The 13490-nt window shown below is 54.9% G+C and carries 12 protein-coding genes and 1 tRNA gene; 6 read left to right on the forward strand and 7 right to left on the reverse strand.

Annotation, left to right across the window (positions count from 1 at the left end; translation table 11 throughout):
- Positions 1 to 11 precede the first annotated feature (11 nt).
- Positions 12 to 365 carry a DsrE/DsrF/TusD sulfur relay family protein gene (locus tag AB5Z05_RS14100; protein WP_005334901.1) on the reverse strand — a complete coding sequence of 118 codons (354 nt, stop codon included), beginning with the start codon at positions 363 to 365 and terminating at the stop codon, positions 12 to 14.
- Positions 366 to 523: 158 nt separating this feature from the next.
- On the opposite strand from AB5Z05_RS14100, the gene AB5Z05_RS14105 reads away from it, so the two are divergent.
- A complete protein-coding gene (locus AB5Z05_RS14105) occupies positions 524 to 916 on the forward strand; it encodes a DUF1090 domain-containing protein (RefSeq protein WP_368151974.1) in 393 nt (130 codons plus the stop codon).
- Between the two features lie 75 nt (positions 917 to 991).
- Here the strand turns inward: AB5Z05_RS14105 and AB5Z05_RS14110 are convergent, their stop codons facing one another.
- From AB5Z05_RS14110 to AB5Z05_RS14120, 3 genes are all read right to left on the reverse strand, one after another.
- The gene (locus AB5Z05_RS14110) at positions 992 to 1240 is read right to left on the reverse strand and encodes a YfhL family 4Fe-4S dicluster ferredoxin (RefSeq protein ID WP_005334896.1); all 249 of its coding nucleotides are present in this window, start codon (positions 1238 to 1240) and stop codon (positions 992 to 994) included.
- 1 nt (position 1241) lies between these two features.
- Positions 1242 to 2603: a tRNA 5-hydroxyuridine modification protein YegQ gene (yegQ, locus tag AB5Z05_RS14115; RefSeq protein WP_368151976.1), complete on the reverse strand. Its 1362-nt coding sequence runs from the start codon at positions 2601 to 2603 to the stop codon at positions 1242 to 1244.
- A 256-nt stretch (positions 2604 to 2859) separates the two neighbouring features.
- The gene (locus AB5Z05_RS14120; RefSeq protein WP_368151978.1) at positions 2860 to 3597 is read right to left on the reverse strand and encodes an EAL domain-containing protein; all 738 of its coding nucleotides are present in this window, start codon (positions 3595 to 3597) and stop codon (positions 2860 to 2862) included.
- Between the two features lie 291 nt (positions 3598 to 3888).
- Between AB5Z05_RS14120 and AB5Z05_RS14125 the strand changes: the two genes are divergently transcribed.
- The 4 genes from AB5Z05_RS14125 (at position 3889) to AB5Z05_RS14140 (ending at position 8796) form a co-directional block, all read left to right on the forward strand.
- A complete protein-coding gene (locus AB5Z05_RS14125) occupies positions 3889 to 4587 on the forward strand; it encodes a hypothetical protein (RefSeq protein WP_064340876.1) in 699 nt (232 codons plus the stop codon).
- A 45-nt stretch (positions 4588 to 4632) separates the two neighbouring features.
- A complete protein-coding gene (locus AB5Z05_RS14130; protein WP_151285607.1) occupies positions 4633 to 5121 on the forward strand; it encodes a CS1 type fimbrial major subunit in 489 nt (162 codons plus the stop codon).
- A 65-nt stretch (positions 5122 to 5186) separates the two neighbouring features.
- Complete coding sequence (locus AB5Z05_RS14135) at positions 5187 to 7604, forward strand: TcfC E-set like domain-containing protein (protein ID WP_368151981.1); 2418 nt, start codon at positions 5187 to 5189, stop codon at positions 7602 to 7604.
- Positions 7591 to 8796, forward strand: a complete 1206-nt coding sequence (locus tag AB5Z05_RS14140) for a hypothetical protein (protein ID WP_368151983.1) — start codon at positions 7591 to 7593, stop codon at positions 8794 to 8796. Before AB5Z05_RS14135 ends, AB5Z05_RS14140 begins: the two co-directional genes overlap by 14 nt.
- Here AB5Z05_RS14140 and AB5Z05_RS14145 read toward each other — a convergent pair.
- Positions 8793 to 9431, reverse strand: coding sequence for a response regulator (locus tag AB5Z05_RS14145; protein WP_330125751.1), 639 nt, complete (start codon positions 9429 to 9431; stop codon positions 8793 to 8795). The genes AB5Z05_RS14140 and AB5Z05_RS14145 overlap by 4 nt on opposite strands.
- Positions 9432 to 9553: 122 nt before the next feature.
- Here AB5Z05_RS14145 and AB5Z05_RS14150 point away from each other — a divergent pair, with 122 nt between their 5' ends.
- Positions 9554 to 12994 (forward strand): transporter substrate-binding domain-containing protein, encoded by a 3441-nt coding sequence (locus AB5Z05_RS14150; RefSeq protein WP_368151985.1) that lies wholly within the window; start codon positions 9554 to 9556, stop codon positions 12992 to 12994.
- Here the strand turns inward: AB5Z05_RS14150 and AB5Z05_RS14155 are convergent.
- Entirely contained in the window at positions 12968 to 13258 is a 291-nt protein-coding gene (locus AB5Z05_RS14155; RefSeq protein ID WP_124928801.1) for a hypothetical protein, read from the reverse strand. The genes AB5Z05_RS14150 and AB5Z05_RS14155 overlap by 27 nt on opposite strands.
- A 142-nt stretch (positions 13259 to 13400) precedes the next feature.
- Positions 13401 to 13485, reverse strand: a tRNA-Tyr gene (locus AB5Z05_RS14160).
- Positions 13486 to 13490: the final 5 nt, after the last annotated feature.

The raw sequence follows: 13490 nt of genomic DNA on the forward strand, positions 1-13490 counted from the left end.
GGAGGGGGAGATCAGAAGGTCAGCACCTTGTCGGCAGCCAGGGTCCATTGGGCCAGCATCGGCAGGGTGCCGACCTCAATGCCCTCGATCAGCGGCAGGGCTGTGATGCCACGGGCATCGGTGCAGGTCTTGCACAGGCGAATGGTGACGCCCTGGGCCAGCAGGATCTCCAGCATCTGGCGCAGGTTGTATCCCTCGGCCGGTGCCTGACCGGCCAGCGCCGCGCTCACCGCATCGGACATCAGGAACAGCTTCAGGCTGGCACCACCCTGTTCGTTGAGGGCGATAGCGAGACGCAGGGCGTTGAACAGGGATTCGCTGCCATAGGGGGCACCGTTGGCAATGACCACAATTTGTTGATTCATAACAGACTCCCGATTGGAAAGAGCGCCATTGTAGAACCAACAGGGTGGCAATTGCGTGATGTTGCACAACTTCTGTCGCACCTTTTTCACGCTTGCTTGACCCTGTCGCCGATCGAGGTTTTTATGGTCAGCTCGCAAACAAGACCGGATGAATCGAGATGTGGAAAGTATTGGGAGCCGGCTTGCTGCTATTGGCGGGTCAGGCCTTTGGTAGTGAGGCGGTCGGTTGCAAGGCCCGTCTGCAGGCCGTCAACGACCAGCTGGTGTTTGCCAAAGCACACAATAATGCCGGGCAGATTGCCGGGCTCGAACAGGCCGCGCGCAATATCAAGGCCAACTGTACCGATGAAGGTCTGCTCAAGGAGCAGAAAGAGCGGGTTAACAAACTGCGTGGCGAGGTGGATGAGCGTCTGCTCGCGCTGCAGGAGGCGAGAGTCAGTGGCAAACCGGAGAAGATTGCCAAGCGGCAGGCCAGGCTGGAGGAGTCCCAGACCCGGATGCTGGAGGCCCAGCGGGAGCTGGACAAACTGATCCGGCTGGTCGGCAAGTGATAGCCAGCCGCTGCACGCAGGATCAAAAAAGGCCGATTGCTCGGCCTTTTTTTCGTTTTACGGTCTGTGCATCAGCTACTGCCTGTGCATCCGCACAAATTTTTCCATCAACTGATCTTCGGTCTCCACATGAGCGGGATCCCAGATGATGCAGTCGATAGGGCAGACACTGATGCAGGTCGGCTTCTCATAGTGACCGACGCACTCGGTGCAGCGACTGGGGTCGATCTCGTAGATCTCCTCACCCAGGCTGATAGCTTGGTTGGGGCACTCGGGATCGCACATGTCACAGTTGATGCACTTGTCGGTGATGAGCAGCGCCATTTCAGGCCGCCGTATGCGGGTTACGGGTATCCTGGCTGTCGCCCAGATTGCGCAGCAAAATGCCGTAGTTCACATCCAGATCTTTCGGGACCGGCACATAGACCACGTGACCGTTGCCCGGTGCGGTATCGATAAGCTCGCCCTTGCGGTTCTCCATCTGCTCCAGATTGAAACGGACGTTGCCCTGCGGGGTCATCAGCTCCAGGTTGTTGCCCACCAGGAACTTGTTCTTCACCTCGACCTCGACCATGTCACCTTTGCGACCGGTGATCTCGCCGACAAACTGCTGGGTGTCGGAGACGGAGTAGCCGTAGTCGTAGTTCTGGTATTCGCTGTGGTTGTGACGGCGCAGGAAGCCCTCGGTATAGCCGCGGTGGGCCAGATTTTCGAGGGTACCCATCAGGCTGCGGTCGAACGGACGACCCGCTACCGCATCGTCGATGGCCTTGCGGTAAACCTGAGCGGTACGTGCGCAGTAGTAGAAGGATTTGGTGCGCCCTTCGATTTTCAGGGAGTGAACGCCCATCTTGGTCAGTCGCTCGACGTGCTCGACGGCGCGTAAGTCCTTGGAGTTCATGATGTAGGTGCCGTGTTCGTCCTCGAACGCGCTCATGTACTCGCCCGGGCGGTTGGACTCTTCCAGCAGCACAAGGGCATCAGTCGGCTTGCCAAGGCCTAGCGTGTTGTCCGGACGCACTGCGATGGGCTCCTGACGGTGGACGATCTGGCCCACGTCATCTTCTTTACCCTCGTGTACCTTGTACTCCCAGCGGCAGGAGTTGGTGCAGGTGCCCTGGTTGGGGTCACGCTTGTTGATATAGCCGGAGAGCAGGCAGCGGCCGGAGTAGGCCATGCACAGCGCGCCATGGACGAACACCTCCAGCTCCATCTCCGGCACCTGCATGCGGATCTCGTCAATCTCGTCCAGCGACAGCTCGCGGGAGAGGATGGCGCGGGTCAGGCCCATTTGATGCCAGAACTTCACCGTGGCCCAGTTGACCGCGTTGGCCTGCACCGAGAGGTGAATGGGCATATCCGGGAAGGCTTCACGCATCATCATGATAAGACCTGGGTCGGACATGATCAGCGCATCCGGCTTCATCTCCACCACAGGGCGCATGTCGCGGATAAAGGTCTTGAGCTTGGAGTTGTGGGGCTGGATGTTGGCCACCACATAGAACTGCTTGCCCAGCGCATGGGCTTCGTTGATGCCCAGCTGCAGGTTTTCATGATCGAATTCGTTGTTGCGCACCCGCAGGCTGTAGCGGGGCTGACCGGCATAGACGGCATCAGCGCCATAGGCATAGGCATAACGCATGTTCTTGAGGGAACCTGCGGGGGAGAGCAATTCTGGTTTAAACATGGCGGACTCTTTATATCTGATTGCAAATCAGGACGATGCCACCTGATGGCATCGTAGTGGTTGAGTTGCGGTGCAAAAAGCTCTCAGAGAAGAGGCTCAATGCAGCGCGACCCGATGACGGCATATCCGGGCCTATCTACAGAAGATGCGCCGGATATTCGGGGTGCGAGATTGTACTCGCCCCCACGTCATCATGCAATTTGGCAGGAAATTGTTGGCAGCGCGAGCCGACAGAATGCCGAAATGAAACAGCCGCTCAGGCCCAACGGGAGAGGGGGGCGGGCATGGCGTAGACGTAACCCTGTTGATAGTCACAGCCGAGCTGGTCGGCAATTTCGATATGGGTCTGGTTTTCCACCCCTTCGCACACCACCTTCATGCCGAGTCGCTGCAGGTACTCCACCAGTCCGGTCAGCATGCGCAAGGCATGGCTACTCCTAGTCGCTTGCAGCAGCAGGGAGCGATCCAGCTTGATGACCTCGTAGGGGAGCGCCATCACTCGCTGAAAATTGCACTCCTGGGTGCCAAAGTCATCGCAGGCGATATGGGCACCGTGGCTGCGCAGTACCTCGATCAGGGCCAACTCCTTGCGCTCTAGCGGGGCGTACTCCACCACCTCGAACCAGATTGCGATATCCAGCTTGCGGGCCTGCAAGAGAGTGAGTAACAGCAGGTTCTTATATGTAGTGCTCTCAAAAGCGGGGTTGAGGTTTATCGAGAGGGTACAAGGAGCATGGCATGCCAGTGCTGGCAGGTCGCGTAGAATGGCTCTGAGCATAACGATATCCACATGCAGGGACTCGTCATCGCTGAGAGAGGGAAAGTCTATTCCCTGATAGCGCTGCTGGCGGGGTTCCCAGCGTCTGGCCAGCGCCTCAAAGCCGATGATCTGGCGATCCCGGTTAACGATTGGCTGATAAAAGGGCACGGCAGTGTCCGCTGTCGTCAGGGATGCCACGTCACCGACCGGAAACTCTTCTTTAAACGCAAACATGTCACTTCCCTGCTGACTGAGATGATTTCAGATAATAGGGGAGGATGTTGAAAGCTGGCTGTAGGAATTGTCTGATTGTTTGCAGAAAAAATACTTTGGCAGTATCAGATTATTCCGATTAAGTCCGCTGTGTGGATTATCTAGACTGGCCTCAATGACGAATCGCCGAGCCAAATATGATCATTGGGCGATTTGCATATATGGAACTCACATATATTGAACTCATATATCTTTCGGAGCCTGCAATGAAGGCACTACTCTCTATCATTTTCATAGTGTGATTATTATTTCATGAATAAGATTTTTGCTGTGTTGCTGCTTATATTCAGCAGCAATGTCTTGGCATCTCCAGATATTAGCGTTGGCACCTTATATGACTATATGTCAGCAGAAAAAACTACGCTGCTCAAGCGGGTTAGAAATCTTGGTAATGAGACGGCCTTTGTCAAAATAACGCTGGCCGAAATTATATATGGTGCCGATGGCGTGCCGAAGGAGCGGGAGTTACCGGAGGAGGGCGTTCGCCAGCTGGTGACAAGTCCATCTCGGTTGATTATTCCTGCAGGTGGAATCCAGGCTACCCGTTTTATTTATATGGGTGAGAGGGAGCGCGAACGTTATTTTCGGGTGCGTTTTGTACCGGTCAAACCACAGGATGATGAAATAACCGAATTGCCACCACAGCAGCAAATTAGCGCCGGTGTCAGCATCATGACCGGTTATGGCACCATTTTGTTTGTAGCACCCAAAGAGACCCATTATGACACCCGGATTGGCCGCGATAACGGTGCCCTCTATGTGGAGAATCGGGGCAATACCACCGTGATTCTCGATTATCTGGAGTTGTGTGACAAAACGTCATGCAGCCAACCGGAGAAGCTGCATCTGTTGCCCGGCGTTAAAAAACGGGTCAGCCAAGATGCCACCAGTACGGTTCGTTTTGAACTGATAGAAGGAAAGCAATCGGTATTCAAGGAGTTCAAGGCCTGAACATCGATATGTCATATGAATATCATCAAAGAATAAGGAGTGGTTATGAAGAGGTTATGGTTCACCCCCGCACTGTTGTTGGCAAGCAGTACCCTGATGGCAGCCGAGAAGGTCGAGCATACGGTAACGGTGACGGCGCAGATCCCGACGGACAAGTTTTATGTGCAGCCGGTCGGGGACTGGATGAATACCCCGCAGAAACTGACCTTCAACCCTTTTAACCAGAAGTTGGATCCCTTGGCCAAGCAGCTGGAGATGAAGAGCACTCTTGGCCCCATCAAGGGCTATCTGGTCTATCCCGCCACCATGGCTAGCGGCAAGGATAGCATCGGTTTGACGGTCAAGGTCGGAGGCGTCGCACTGACCACCACATCCGCCGAGCTGTTGACTCAGGCCGATGCCAATACCGGCAAACAAGTCGGACTGGAGATCATTCCGGCCGTGGCTCCAAGCGGTGGCTACAAGCCCGGCAACTATCAGGGAATTGTCAGCATGATGTTTGAATCCGAGGCGCCGCCTGCTCAAGGTGGCTGACTTGGGGATGTGGGGGCCATCAGGCCCCCCTTTAATTGAGATTTCAGGCTTTCAGGTTGTACTTCATGGTTCGTTCTCTTCTTCTTTTGCTCGGGCTGTTGCTCTCTGCTCCGCTGGTGGTGGCTAAACCTGCACTGCTGTTGCAACAGGCGCAGCAGTTGCCGGAAGGGTTTGAAGAGCACTTTTTTGGCGTCCCGCTGATGGTGCGAGTCACTGTCGACGGTCGCCTGCTGGGGGATGGGGAAGTGCTGCTCGGGCGGGATAACTCGGTACAGCTGCTTTCACTGGTGGATGTACAGGAGAGCGAGTTTGACGAGGGTACGCGTGAACGCTGGTTGAGCAAGTTGGGAAGCCATCTGCCACTCGGCGAGTGCGGCCGTGCCTGTCCCGAAGGCATAGTGGGGTTGCAATACAGCCTGGAGGAGTCCCAGCTCTCGGTACTGACCGGTCAGGTGGAGCTGGGGGCGCGGGATCAGCGCTTTATGGCGCTGCCTCAAGAGAGCAAGGGGTTGCTGATCCAGAACCAGCTGAACCTGGTGCAGGGCACTCAGCGCCATGGACACTACAACCTGCAGCTGGAGGGCAGCTGGGGACCGTGGACCCCTTTTATGGAGGGGGATGCCACCTGGCAGGAGGGGCAATCGAGTGAAGTCGGCCTGGCTCAGCTTTATGGCGAGCGGCTCCATGAGGCCAATTTTTATCGTCTCGGCTTCTTCTTTCCCTCGGCGCAGGGGTTGGTGCGTCAGCCCAACTACTACAGTGGCGCGACCCCCACAGTGCTCGGGATGATGTGGGGCAGCTCGGATCTGCTGCGCCGGGAGCGCGGGGTCCCCAGTCTGGCGCCGATCCAGGTGGCACCGGCCCGGCCGGGCATGGTGGAGATCTATCGTGATGGCAACCTGATCCAGTCCCAGCCGGTCGTATCGGGTTTGCAGGCACTTGATACCCGATCGCTGCCCGGAGGTATCTACGAGGTAGAACTGCGGTTGCTGGAGGATGGTCAGGAGACCCGCCGTTGGCGCGAAATGATCTACAAACCCTCCAACTGGCAGACGCCGGAGGAGCCGTGGCGCTTCAACCTGTTTGCCGGACGCCAGACCCGCTGGCTGGTGCGGCAAGGAGATAGTGATCTGGAAGGGGCCAGTGGTGGTATTGCCGTTAACCATCTGCTGCTCCCCTCGCTGGTAGCGGGGGCGGGTAGCCAGTATGTGGACAAACGAGCCCAGCACTCTCTCTCGCTTGATTGGGAGGCGACCAGTCAGCTCCACGGTTTTGCCTCCCTCAACCAGAGTGTCGGCATGGGGTGGGGTTACGACTTGCAGGGGATCTACTGGCATGGCAACAGCAGTCTGGTGGCCAGCCATTCGCGCAATCTGCGCAAGCAAGGGGAGGCGAGTGCGGTGTCCAGTCTGTCACTGCAGAAATCGCTGGAAAAATGGGGATCCCTCGGGGTCTATCTCTCTCATCAGTCTGGTAGTGGTAATGGCGCTGATGTGGGATGGCACTATAGCGATCGGCTGTGGGGGCGTTGGGTGACCTGGGGGGTGACCCTGTTCGATCGCCCCGGCAGCGAGAGCACGGCGCAGCAGCGGGATCGCGGCAGCACGTTCAGTCTGACCGTCAACCTGGGCGGACAGGATCGCCAGTTGTCGTTGGGGCTGGGCAGCAATACTTCCCGCTCGGGCGGTGCCCAGCGCAGCGCCTATCTCAATTATCAGCAGGAGGTGGACTGGGGGCCGCTTCGTCAGGTCAGCGTCGGTAGCACCCACGACAGTTATGGTACCGGCCTGTCAGGTTATGGCCGTTTTGCATCGCCCTGGCTGGGGGGGGACCTGTTTGCCCAGCACTCCTCTTATAACGAACAGGTGACTGGCGGTATCAATCTGGAGAGCTTGGTGGCACTGGGGCGGGAGGGGGAGCTGGCGCTCGGTTCTCGAGAGATGGGCGGTATGGGCAATGAGGCTGCGATGATCCTCGATATCGACGCCGACGATGAGGCGGCACGGATCCGGGTTAGCGACGACTTGGGTAGCGTCCAAACTCTTGGACCTGGGCGCCATCTGGTCTCGGTGCCAGCCTTGCAAAGTGGCGCCTTGCAACTGGAGATGGCCGACCACGAAGGGGCACCGCTCACCATCAAGCCCACGGTGCTCCCCTACCACCTTAACCGCGGCGGAGTGGGTTATGGCCAGGTGAACGCCATAAGTACCGTCACTGTGATTGGTCGCCTGCTCGACGGGCAAAATAGGCCGCTGCGTGGTGCCATGGTCAGCAACCCCATAGGGCGGGCATTTACCGAAAACGATGGCTTCTTTGCGCTGGAGGCGAGTCGACGACAGCCACAATTTAGCGTGGAACATAATGGCATTCTCCGTTGCAACAACTCGTCAGGAGTGCAGAGTCGCACGGAGGCATCGGAGATTATTATGTTGGGAGAGTTAATATGTTCACCTGGTGTTACTGTAAAAAATGAAAAGCATTAAAATATTAGTTCTACTGATTATCAGTCACTCTTCTTTGGCTGATGTGATTGATATTACGGCAGACTATAAACCGGAGAGTTATGAAGTGAGTGGTGGGCGTTTTATCAACACCACTCCGTGCGATGTCGGCAATGAGATTTCTTATTGTGATCCCCTGAAGCCGCTAGAGTCATCGGTTATAGTAAAACTCCCTGTGTCGATAGGAAAAACAATAAATTCGGCGAAGGGTAAACAGAACTACCTAAGTTACTATCGACTTTCTGGGCCTAAAAAGGTCACGTTGACAAATAGCAACAATGGAGAACGCCATGAATTGGCATTTATTCCAACCAATATAGGTGCCAAGGTAATAAAAATGGAGTATCCAATTGTCAATAATAATAGATGGCCCATGCATACTATTGGTGGTGATTGCTATCAAAGCTTTAGTACTTGGGGGTGGTTCGGGTCTGTAGTAACTGGGCAACTTTTTTTATATTCTATTAATGATTTAGCTCAAAATGGCGCGTCTGAGTGCTATCACAATAGCCAACTTGGTGATGGAACATCATACTCTGTCGATTGGCTGAATTATGGCTTTCGTATCAAAGCACCTAATCCATTGACTATGTCAAACGGAAAGTATACTGGTAGTTTAAAAATAATGGTGGGGCGTAATAAGGATATTGACCTGGGTGATGCAACCTATTCTGGGGGAACAGAGCATGAACTTAAATTTACACTGACAGTCCGTCATCAATTGAAAGTTGATTTTCCCAAAGGAGATAGCGATGGCCATAGCCAAGTAACCTTATTGCCACCAGGTGGGTGGAGTAATTGGATTCATAGTGGAAAGCGAGAGCCAAGCATATTGCAGCAAGATGTTCCTTTTCGAATATGGTTTAGTGCCCCATTTACTGTCTCACTTCGTTGCCAATATCAATGGTCTACTAGTGGCGAGTGCGCATTAAAAGATAGCAAGGGGCGAACAGTGCCTTTAAAAACGCACTATGTTAACAGCATAAATGAAATGTTTCTGTTGACTAAAAATAAAACCAGATTTGTACTTCATGTACAGGGAAGTCCGGTTATCAATGCTGCCAGTACGATTCGATTTCAGATTGTGGGTGGGACGGTCGCCGAGATGATGAAATACCCTGGCGCCTCCTTTAAAGGTGATGTTACCCTGATATTTGATGCGGCTATTGATTAATAGAGTCCGCTGCTTTTGGCATAGTCAAAGAGGGCGCTATCGCTGCTAATACCCAGCCGTATCATGGCGCTCTTTTTCTGGGTGCTGATGGTTTTGACACTGCGATGAAGATAGTCGGCAACCTGAGTGACGGACATGCCGCTGGCAAGTAGGCGCACCACTTCGCTCTCCTTTGGTGTAAGCGTGTGGGGTTCGCCTTGAGCAGAGATTCCGGCATTGGCCAGCAGTATTTTTACCGCAGGACCAATATAGCGATGACCGAGCAATATCTGGCGAATGGCATCGGCCAGTTCATTGATAACCGATTTTTTCAGTATCAGACCGTTGACCCCAACCTGAATAAGGGATTGCAAGATGGCGCTGTTCTGGATCTGGGTCAGCACAATAATGGGCAGGTTTGGATAATCCCGACGCAACTGCTGGATCATCACCAGGCCATCACAGCGGATATCTCCCGGCATGCTGAAATCAGTGATCAACAGATCACAATGATGCTGTTGCAATAATTTCAGCAAGTCAGATACCTGATATGCCTCGGCGATCACTTCACAATGGGGTGTTATCTGGTCAATCAGGCTACGGATCCCGGTCAGAATCAAGGGGTGGTCATCGGCAAGAATAATCTTGAAGGACATGGATGAGCCTCTTATAAAACGGTGAATAATATTCAGGCTACCAAAGCTAACATTTCTATACTACCGTGCGCACCCCATTTTTTCAGGTGCATATATCTTTTTATAAATATATGTGAATCGTTATGTCTATATATTGTTCGCTTATGTCATTAATCAAACGATTCATAATTATTGTCGCTGTTTTTTCCTTGACGCCTTCCGTATTTTCGGCGGAGGTACATTCTGTACCAACGATTGAAGTGGGCATATTGGCTGGCGGATGGGGACCATTCCAGCAGTGGGACGGCAAGGTCGCCGCTGGATTCAGTGTTGAATTGATGGAGGAAATAGCCAAAAAGCTTGACTACCGGATTGCCTGGCAGGTTTACCCTGACTGGAAAACCATGTATGCCGATGCCTGCCGTGGCAAGCTGGATATCCTGCTCGATGCATTTAATTCTGAGGTGCGTCAGTGTGTCACCTATAGCCTACCTTACTACACTTCGCCGACCGTGGTGGTGGTTCGCCAGGACAGCCCCCTGTTTCGGGATGTGAGCCGGTTGCAGTCCGCCAGCATTGCTATTGAAAAAGGCTTTCTGACCGAGAAGTTGGTCAAGCTGCATTATCCGAATGTCACACCCCGGCTCTTTGTCGATACGAGCAGCGCACTGCAGGCGGTTGAACAAGGGCGGGCAGATGCCTATATCGGCAACCTACACGTGGCCAATCTGTTTATCGAGCGTCACCCGGCGTTGGCGGTGGTTGCCCAGTCTCCCTTGTTGATGGAAACCCTGCACCTTGGTATTGCCAGCCAGAAACACACTCTTGCTATCCGGCTTGATACGGCGATTCAGGCACTGACGGTCGAGGCGCGCAGTGAACTGGAGAAACGCTGGTTGGGGGAGAGCCTGGAGCCCAACTTTATGGGGCACAGTCATTTTTTACTGCGTCCTGATGAGCGTGGCTGGCTCTCGATGCTGCCACCGCTCAAGCTGGGGCTGATCCCCGGCTGGGTGCCCTTCTCCCATCTCGATGAGGAGGGCAATCCGGTCGGCTTGATGGCGGATTATCTGGACGTGCTGCAAGAGAAGTTGGGGCTGGCATACAGCCGTGTGCCAGTGCAGAGCTGGCCCGATCTGCAGCAGTTGCTGCTGCATCACGAGGTGGATCTGGCGGTATTACCCACCCGCATCATTGAGCGGTTGGTGGGTTGGCATGCCAGCGAGCCCTTTGCATCATTCCCGATGGTGCTGGTGACGGCGCGCGGTAGTATTCCGATCGGGGATCTCTCTGATCTGGCCGGTAAAAAGTTGTTGTTGACCGACAGTATGCTGATCCCCCAGCTAAGGACACTGGTGCCTGACCTGAAACTGATCACGACCAAGAGTGCCAACGAGGGGCTCGCTCGTGTTGCAGCAGGTGAGGGAGATGCCTATATCGGCAATCTGGTGGTGGTTTCCCGTCTTGTCACCGAGCAGTTTGATGACCGACTTCATATTGCCGCGCCCACCCCCTTCAAAGATGAGTTGGCCGTTGCGGTACGTGAGCCTTACAGCCCCTTGCTGCCCCTGGTCAACCGGGTGCTTGCCAGCATGAGCGACAAGGAGAAGCGCCAGATACGCAACAGCTGGTTGGCGCTCAATTACAGCGAAGGGATCCCCAGAGCGAAACTGGTGCGTACCCTGCTGCCCGCCGGGGTGGCGATTACGCTCTTTATTCTGGTGCTGTCGGTGGCGTACTGGCGGCTGCGTCAGGAGATAGTCCGTCGCCATCAGGTTGAGGCTGCATTGGCTAGAGCCAAGGCCAAGGCGGAGTCTGCCGCCACCCAGAAAGGGGAGTTTCTGGCCACCATGAGCCACGAAATTCGCACGCCTATGAATGGCATTATCGGTATGGCGGAACAGCTAACTTTTACCGAGCTGACCCAGGATCAGCGCCAGATGGTGGAGGTTATCAACCGCGGTGCCCAGGGATTGCATGCGCTGATCGACAACGTGCTCGACTTCGCCAAGCTGGAGGCGGGCAAGATGCAACTCGAAGAGGCTCCGTTTCTTGTCCGGGAGCTGCTCGACAACGTGCTGACCATGACGGTGAGCGAAGTTCATCGCAAGGGGTTGCGCGTCTATCTCTGGGCGGATGCAGGTGTTGCGGCCCGGGTGAGCGGTGATGCGCTGCGTCTGCGCCAGATCCTCTTCAACTTTGTCAGCAATGCCATCAAGTTCACCGAGCGGGGCTTTATCGAGATCTCGGTGCAACTGCTGGTACAGGAGGAGGGGCAACAGCAACTGTGCTTCGGCGTGCGCGACAGCGGCATCGGTATGAGCTCGGAGGCGCTTGGCCGGATCTTCAATGCCTTTGAACAGGCAGAGAGCTCCACCACCCGCAGTTATGGTGGTACCGGCTTGGGGCTGAGTATCTGCCAGACCCTGGCCACCTTGATGGGTGGCGAGATCCGGCTGGAGAGTGCCCCTGGGCTAGGCACTTTCATCAGCCTGACGGTCACGTTGCCAGTGTTGGCACAGCGAGAGCCGGATCTCCGTCTCAATGGCGTGCAAGCCCATATCGATCTCCATGACGATAAGCTGTGCCACACCCTGCTGTTGCATCTTGACGCCTTGGGGGTAACACGAACGTCGGAGTCTGGTGATGCTCAGTTGCGTTTCACAGACCATGAGTTGGCGGGCAACAGGGTCATCCGGGTGCTGCCGCTGGCAACCCCCCTCGGTTATCGTTGTGATGAGGAGGGTTACACCCTCAACAGCAATCCCATGACCTGGCATGCGGTGCGGGAAGTTTGCTATCGCCAGCTTGGCTTGAGCTATGGGACGGCAACGAAAGCGATGCGAAAGAGCGCACCCATGCAGCCCTGCCGGGTATTGCTGGTTGAGGATAATCCCCTCAATCAGTCGCTGGTGATACGCCAGCTCAGGCAACTGGGGATGAACTGCGATGTGGCAGAGCATGGCCAGCAGGCTCTCGAGATGGTCGCGCAGCATCTCTATGAGCTGGTGCTCTGTGACTGTCAGATGCCGGTGATGGATGGTTATGAGTTCACCCGCAGGATACGGGCTGCAGAGAAAGGTGAGCGGCTACTGATCATCGCCATGACGGCCAATGTGTTGCCAGAGCAGGCTCAGCGCTGTTTTGCCGCGGGCATGGACGATCTGTTGGGCAAACCGGTGCTGCTGGATGCTCTGCACCAGATGTTGCAGAAGTGGCAGATCTTACCCGCGCCAACCTTGATTGATATTGCAGCCATGGAGGCATTTTTTGGTCATGGTGAAAAGTTGCGGCAGATGTTTCCGCTTTTTCGCCAGGAGCTTGAACAGTCGATGGCGCAGGTGCCACCTGATGACAATGCATTGGCCAATTGGGTGCATCGTCAGGCGGGGACCATCAGCATGATGATGGCGCCAGAATTGGCGGAACAGGCATGGCGGTTGGAAGAAAAAATCCGTCAGTTTGGATCGCCAGCTTGTACAGATGAGCTGACACGCTTTCGTGCCCAATTACAGCAAATCATCGATGAATTGACGTTATTGAGCGAGAAAGGGCACTCAGTTATCGAGGGAGAGCTGGAGTAAGGGGAACTGTTCGCTCATAAAATTGCGGGGGCTGTGACCATTGCCTGCGGTGGCCAGCCATTCCCAATCCAGTCTTGGCGAACCCGCTTTGAAGCGTTGATAGGCAACGCCCTGATGAATGGTCAGAAAGAGGGTCGTGGGGAGTCCCAGCTTGTTGCTGTAGCGCACCATCAGATCACCCTGATAGTCGTTGCTGATTCTGACTTTGAGCGCCTGCAGTGTCAGACCGGTGGCGTGACCATGCTCGTCCCAGACTTCAAACATGATATGAACACTCTGATGTCGATGATGCCACGATGAGCAAGATGGGATGCAATTGCAACTGTCAGATCTGACAAGACCGAAAAAGTGTGAGGGGAATGGCAGAAAGCGAAAACCCGGCGCGAGGCCGGGTTTTCTTGAATGATGGTGGAGGGAGAAGGATTCGAACCTTCGAAGGCAGAGCCGTCAGATTTACAGTCTGATCCCTTTGGCCGCTCGGGAACCCCTCCACGGG

It is taken from the genome of Aeromonas sp. R2-4 (assembly GCF_040908365.1).
Lineage (GTDB): Bacteria > Pseudomonadota > Gammaproteobacteria > Enterobacterales > Aeromonadaceae > Aeromonas > Aeromonas veronii.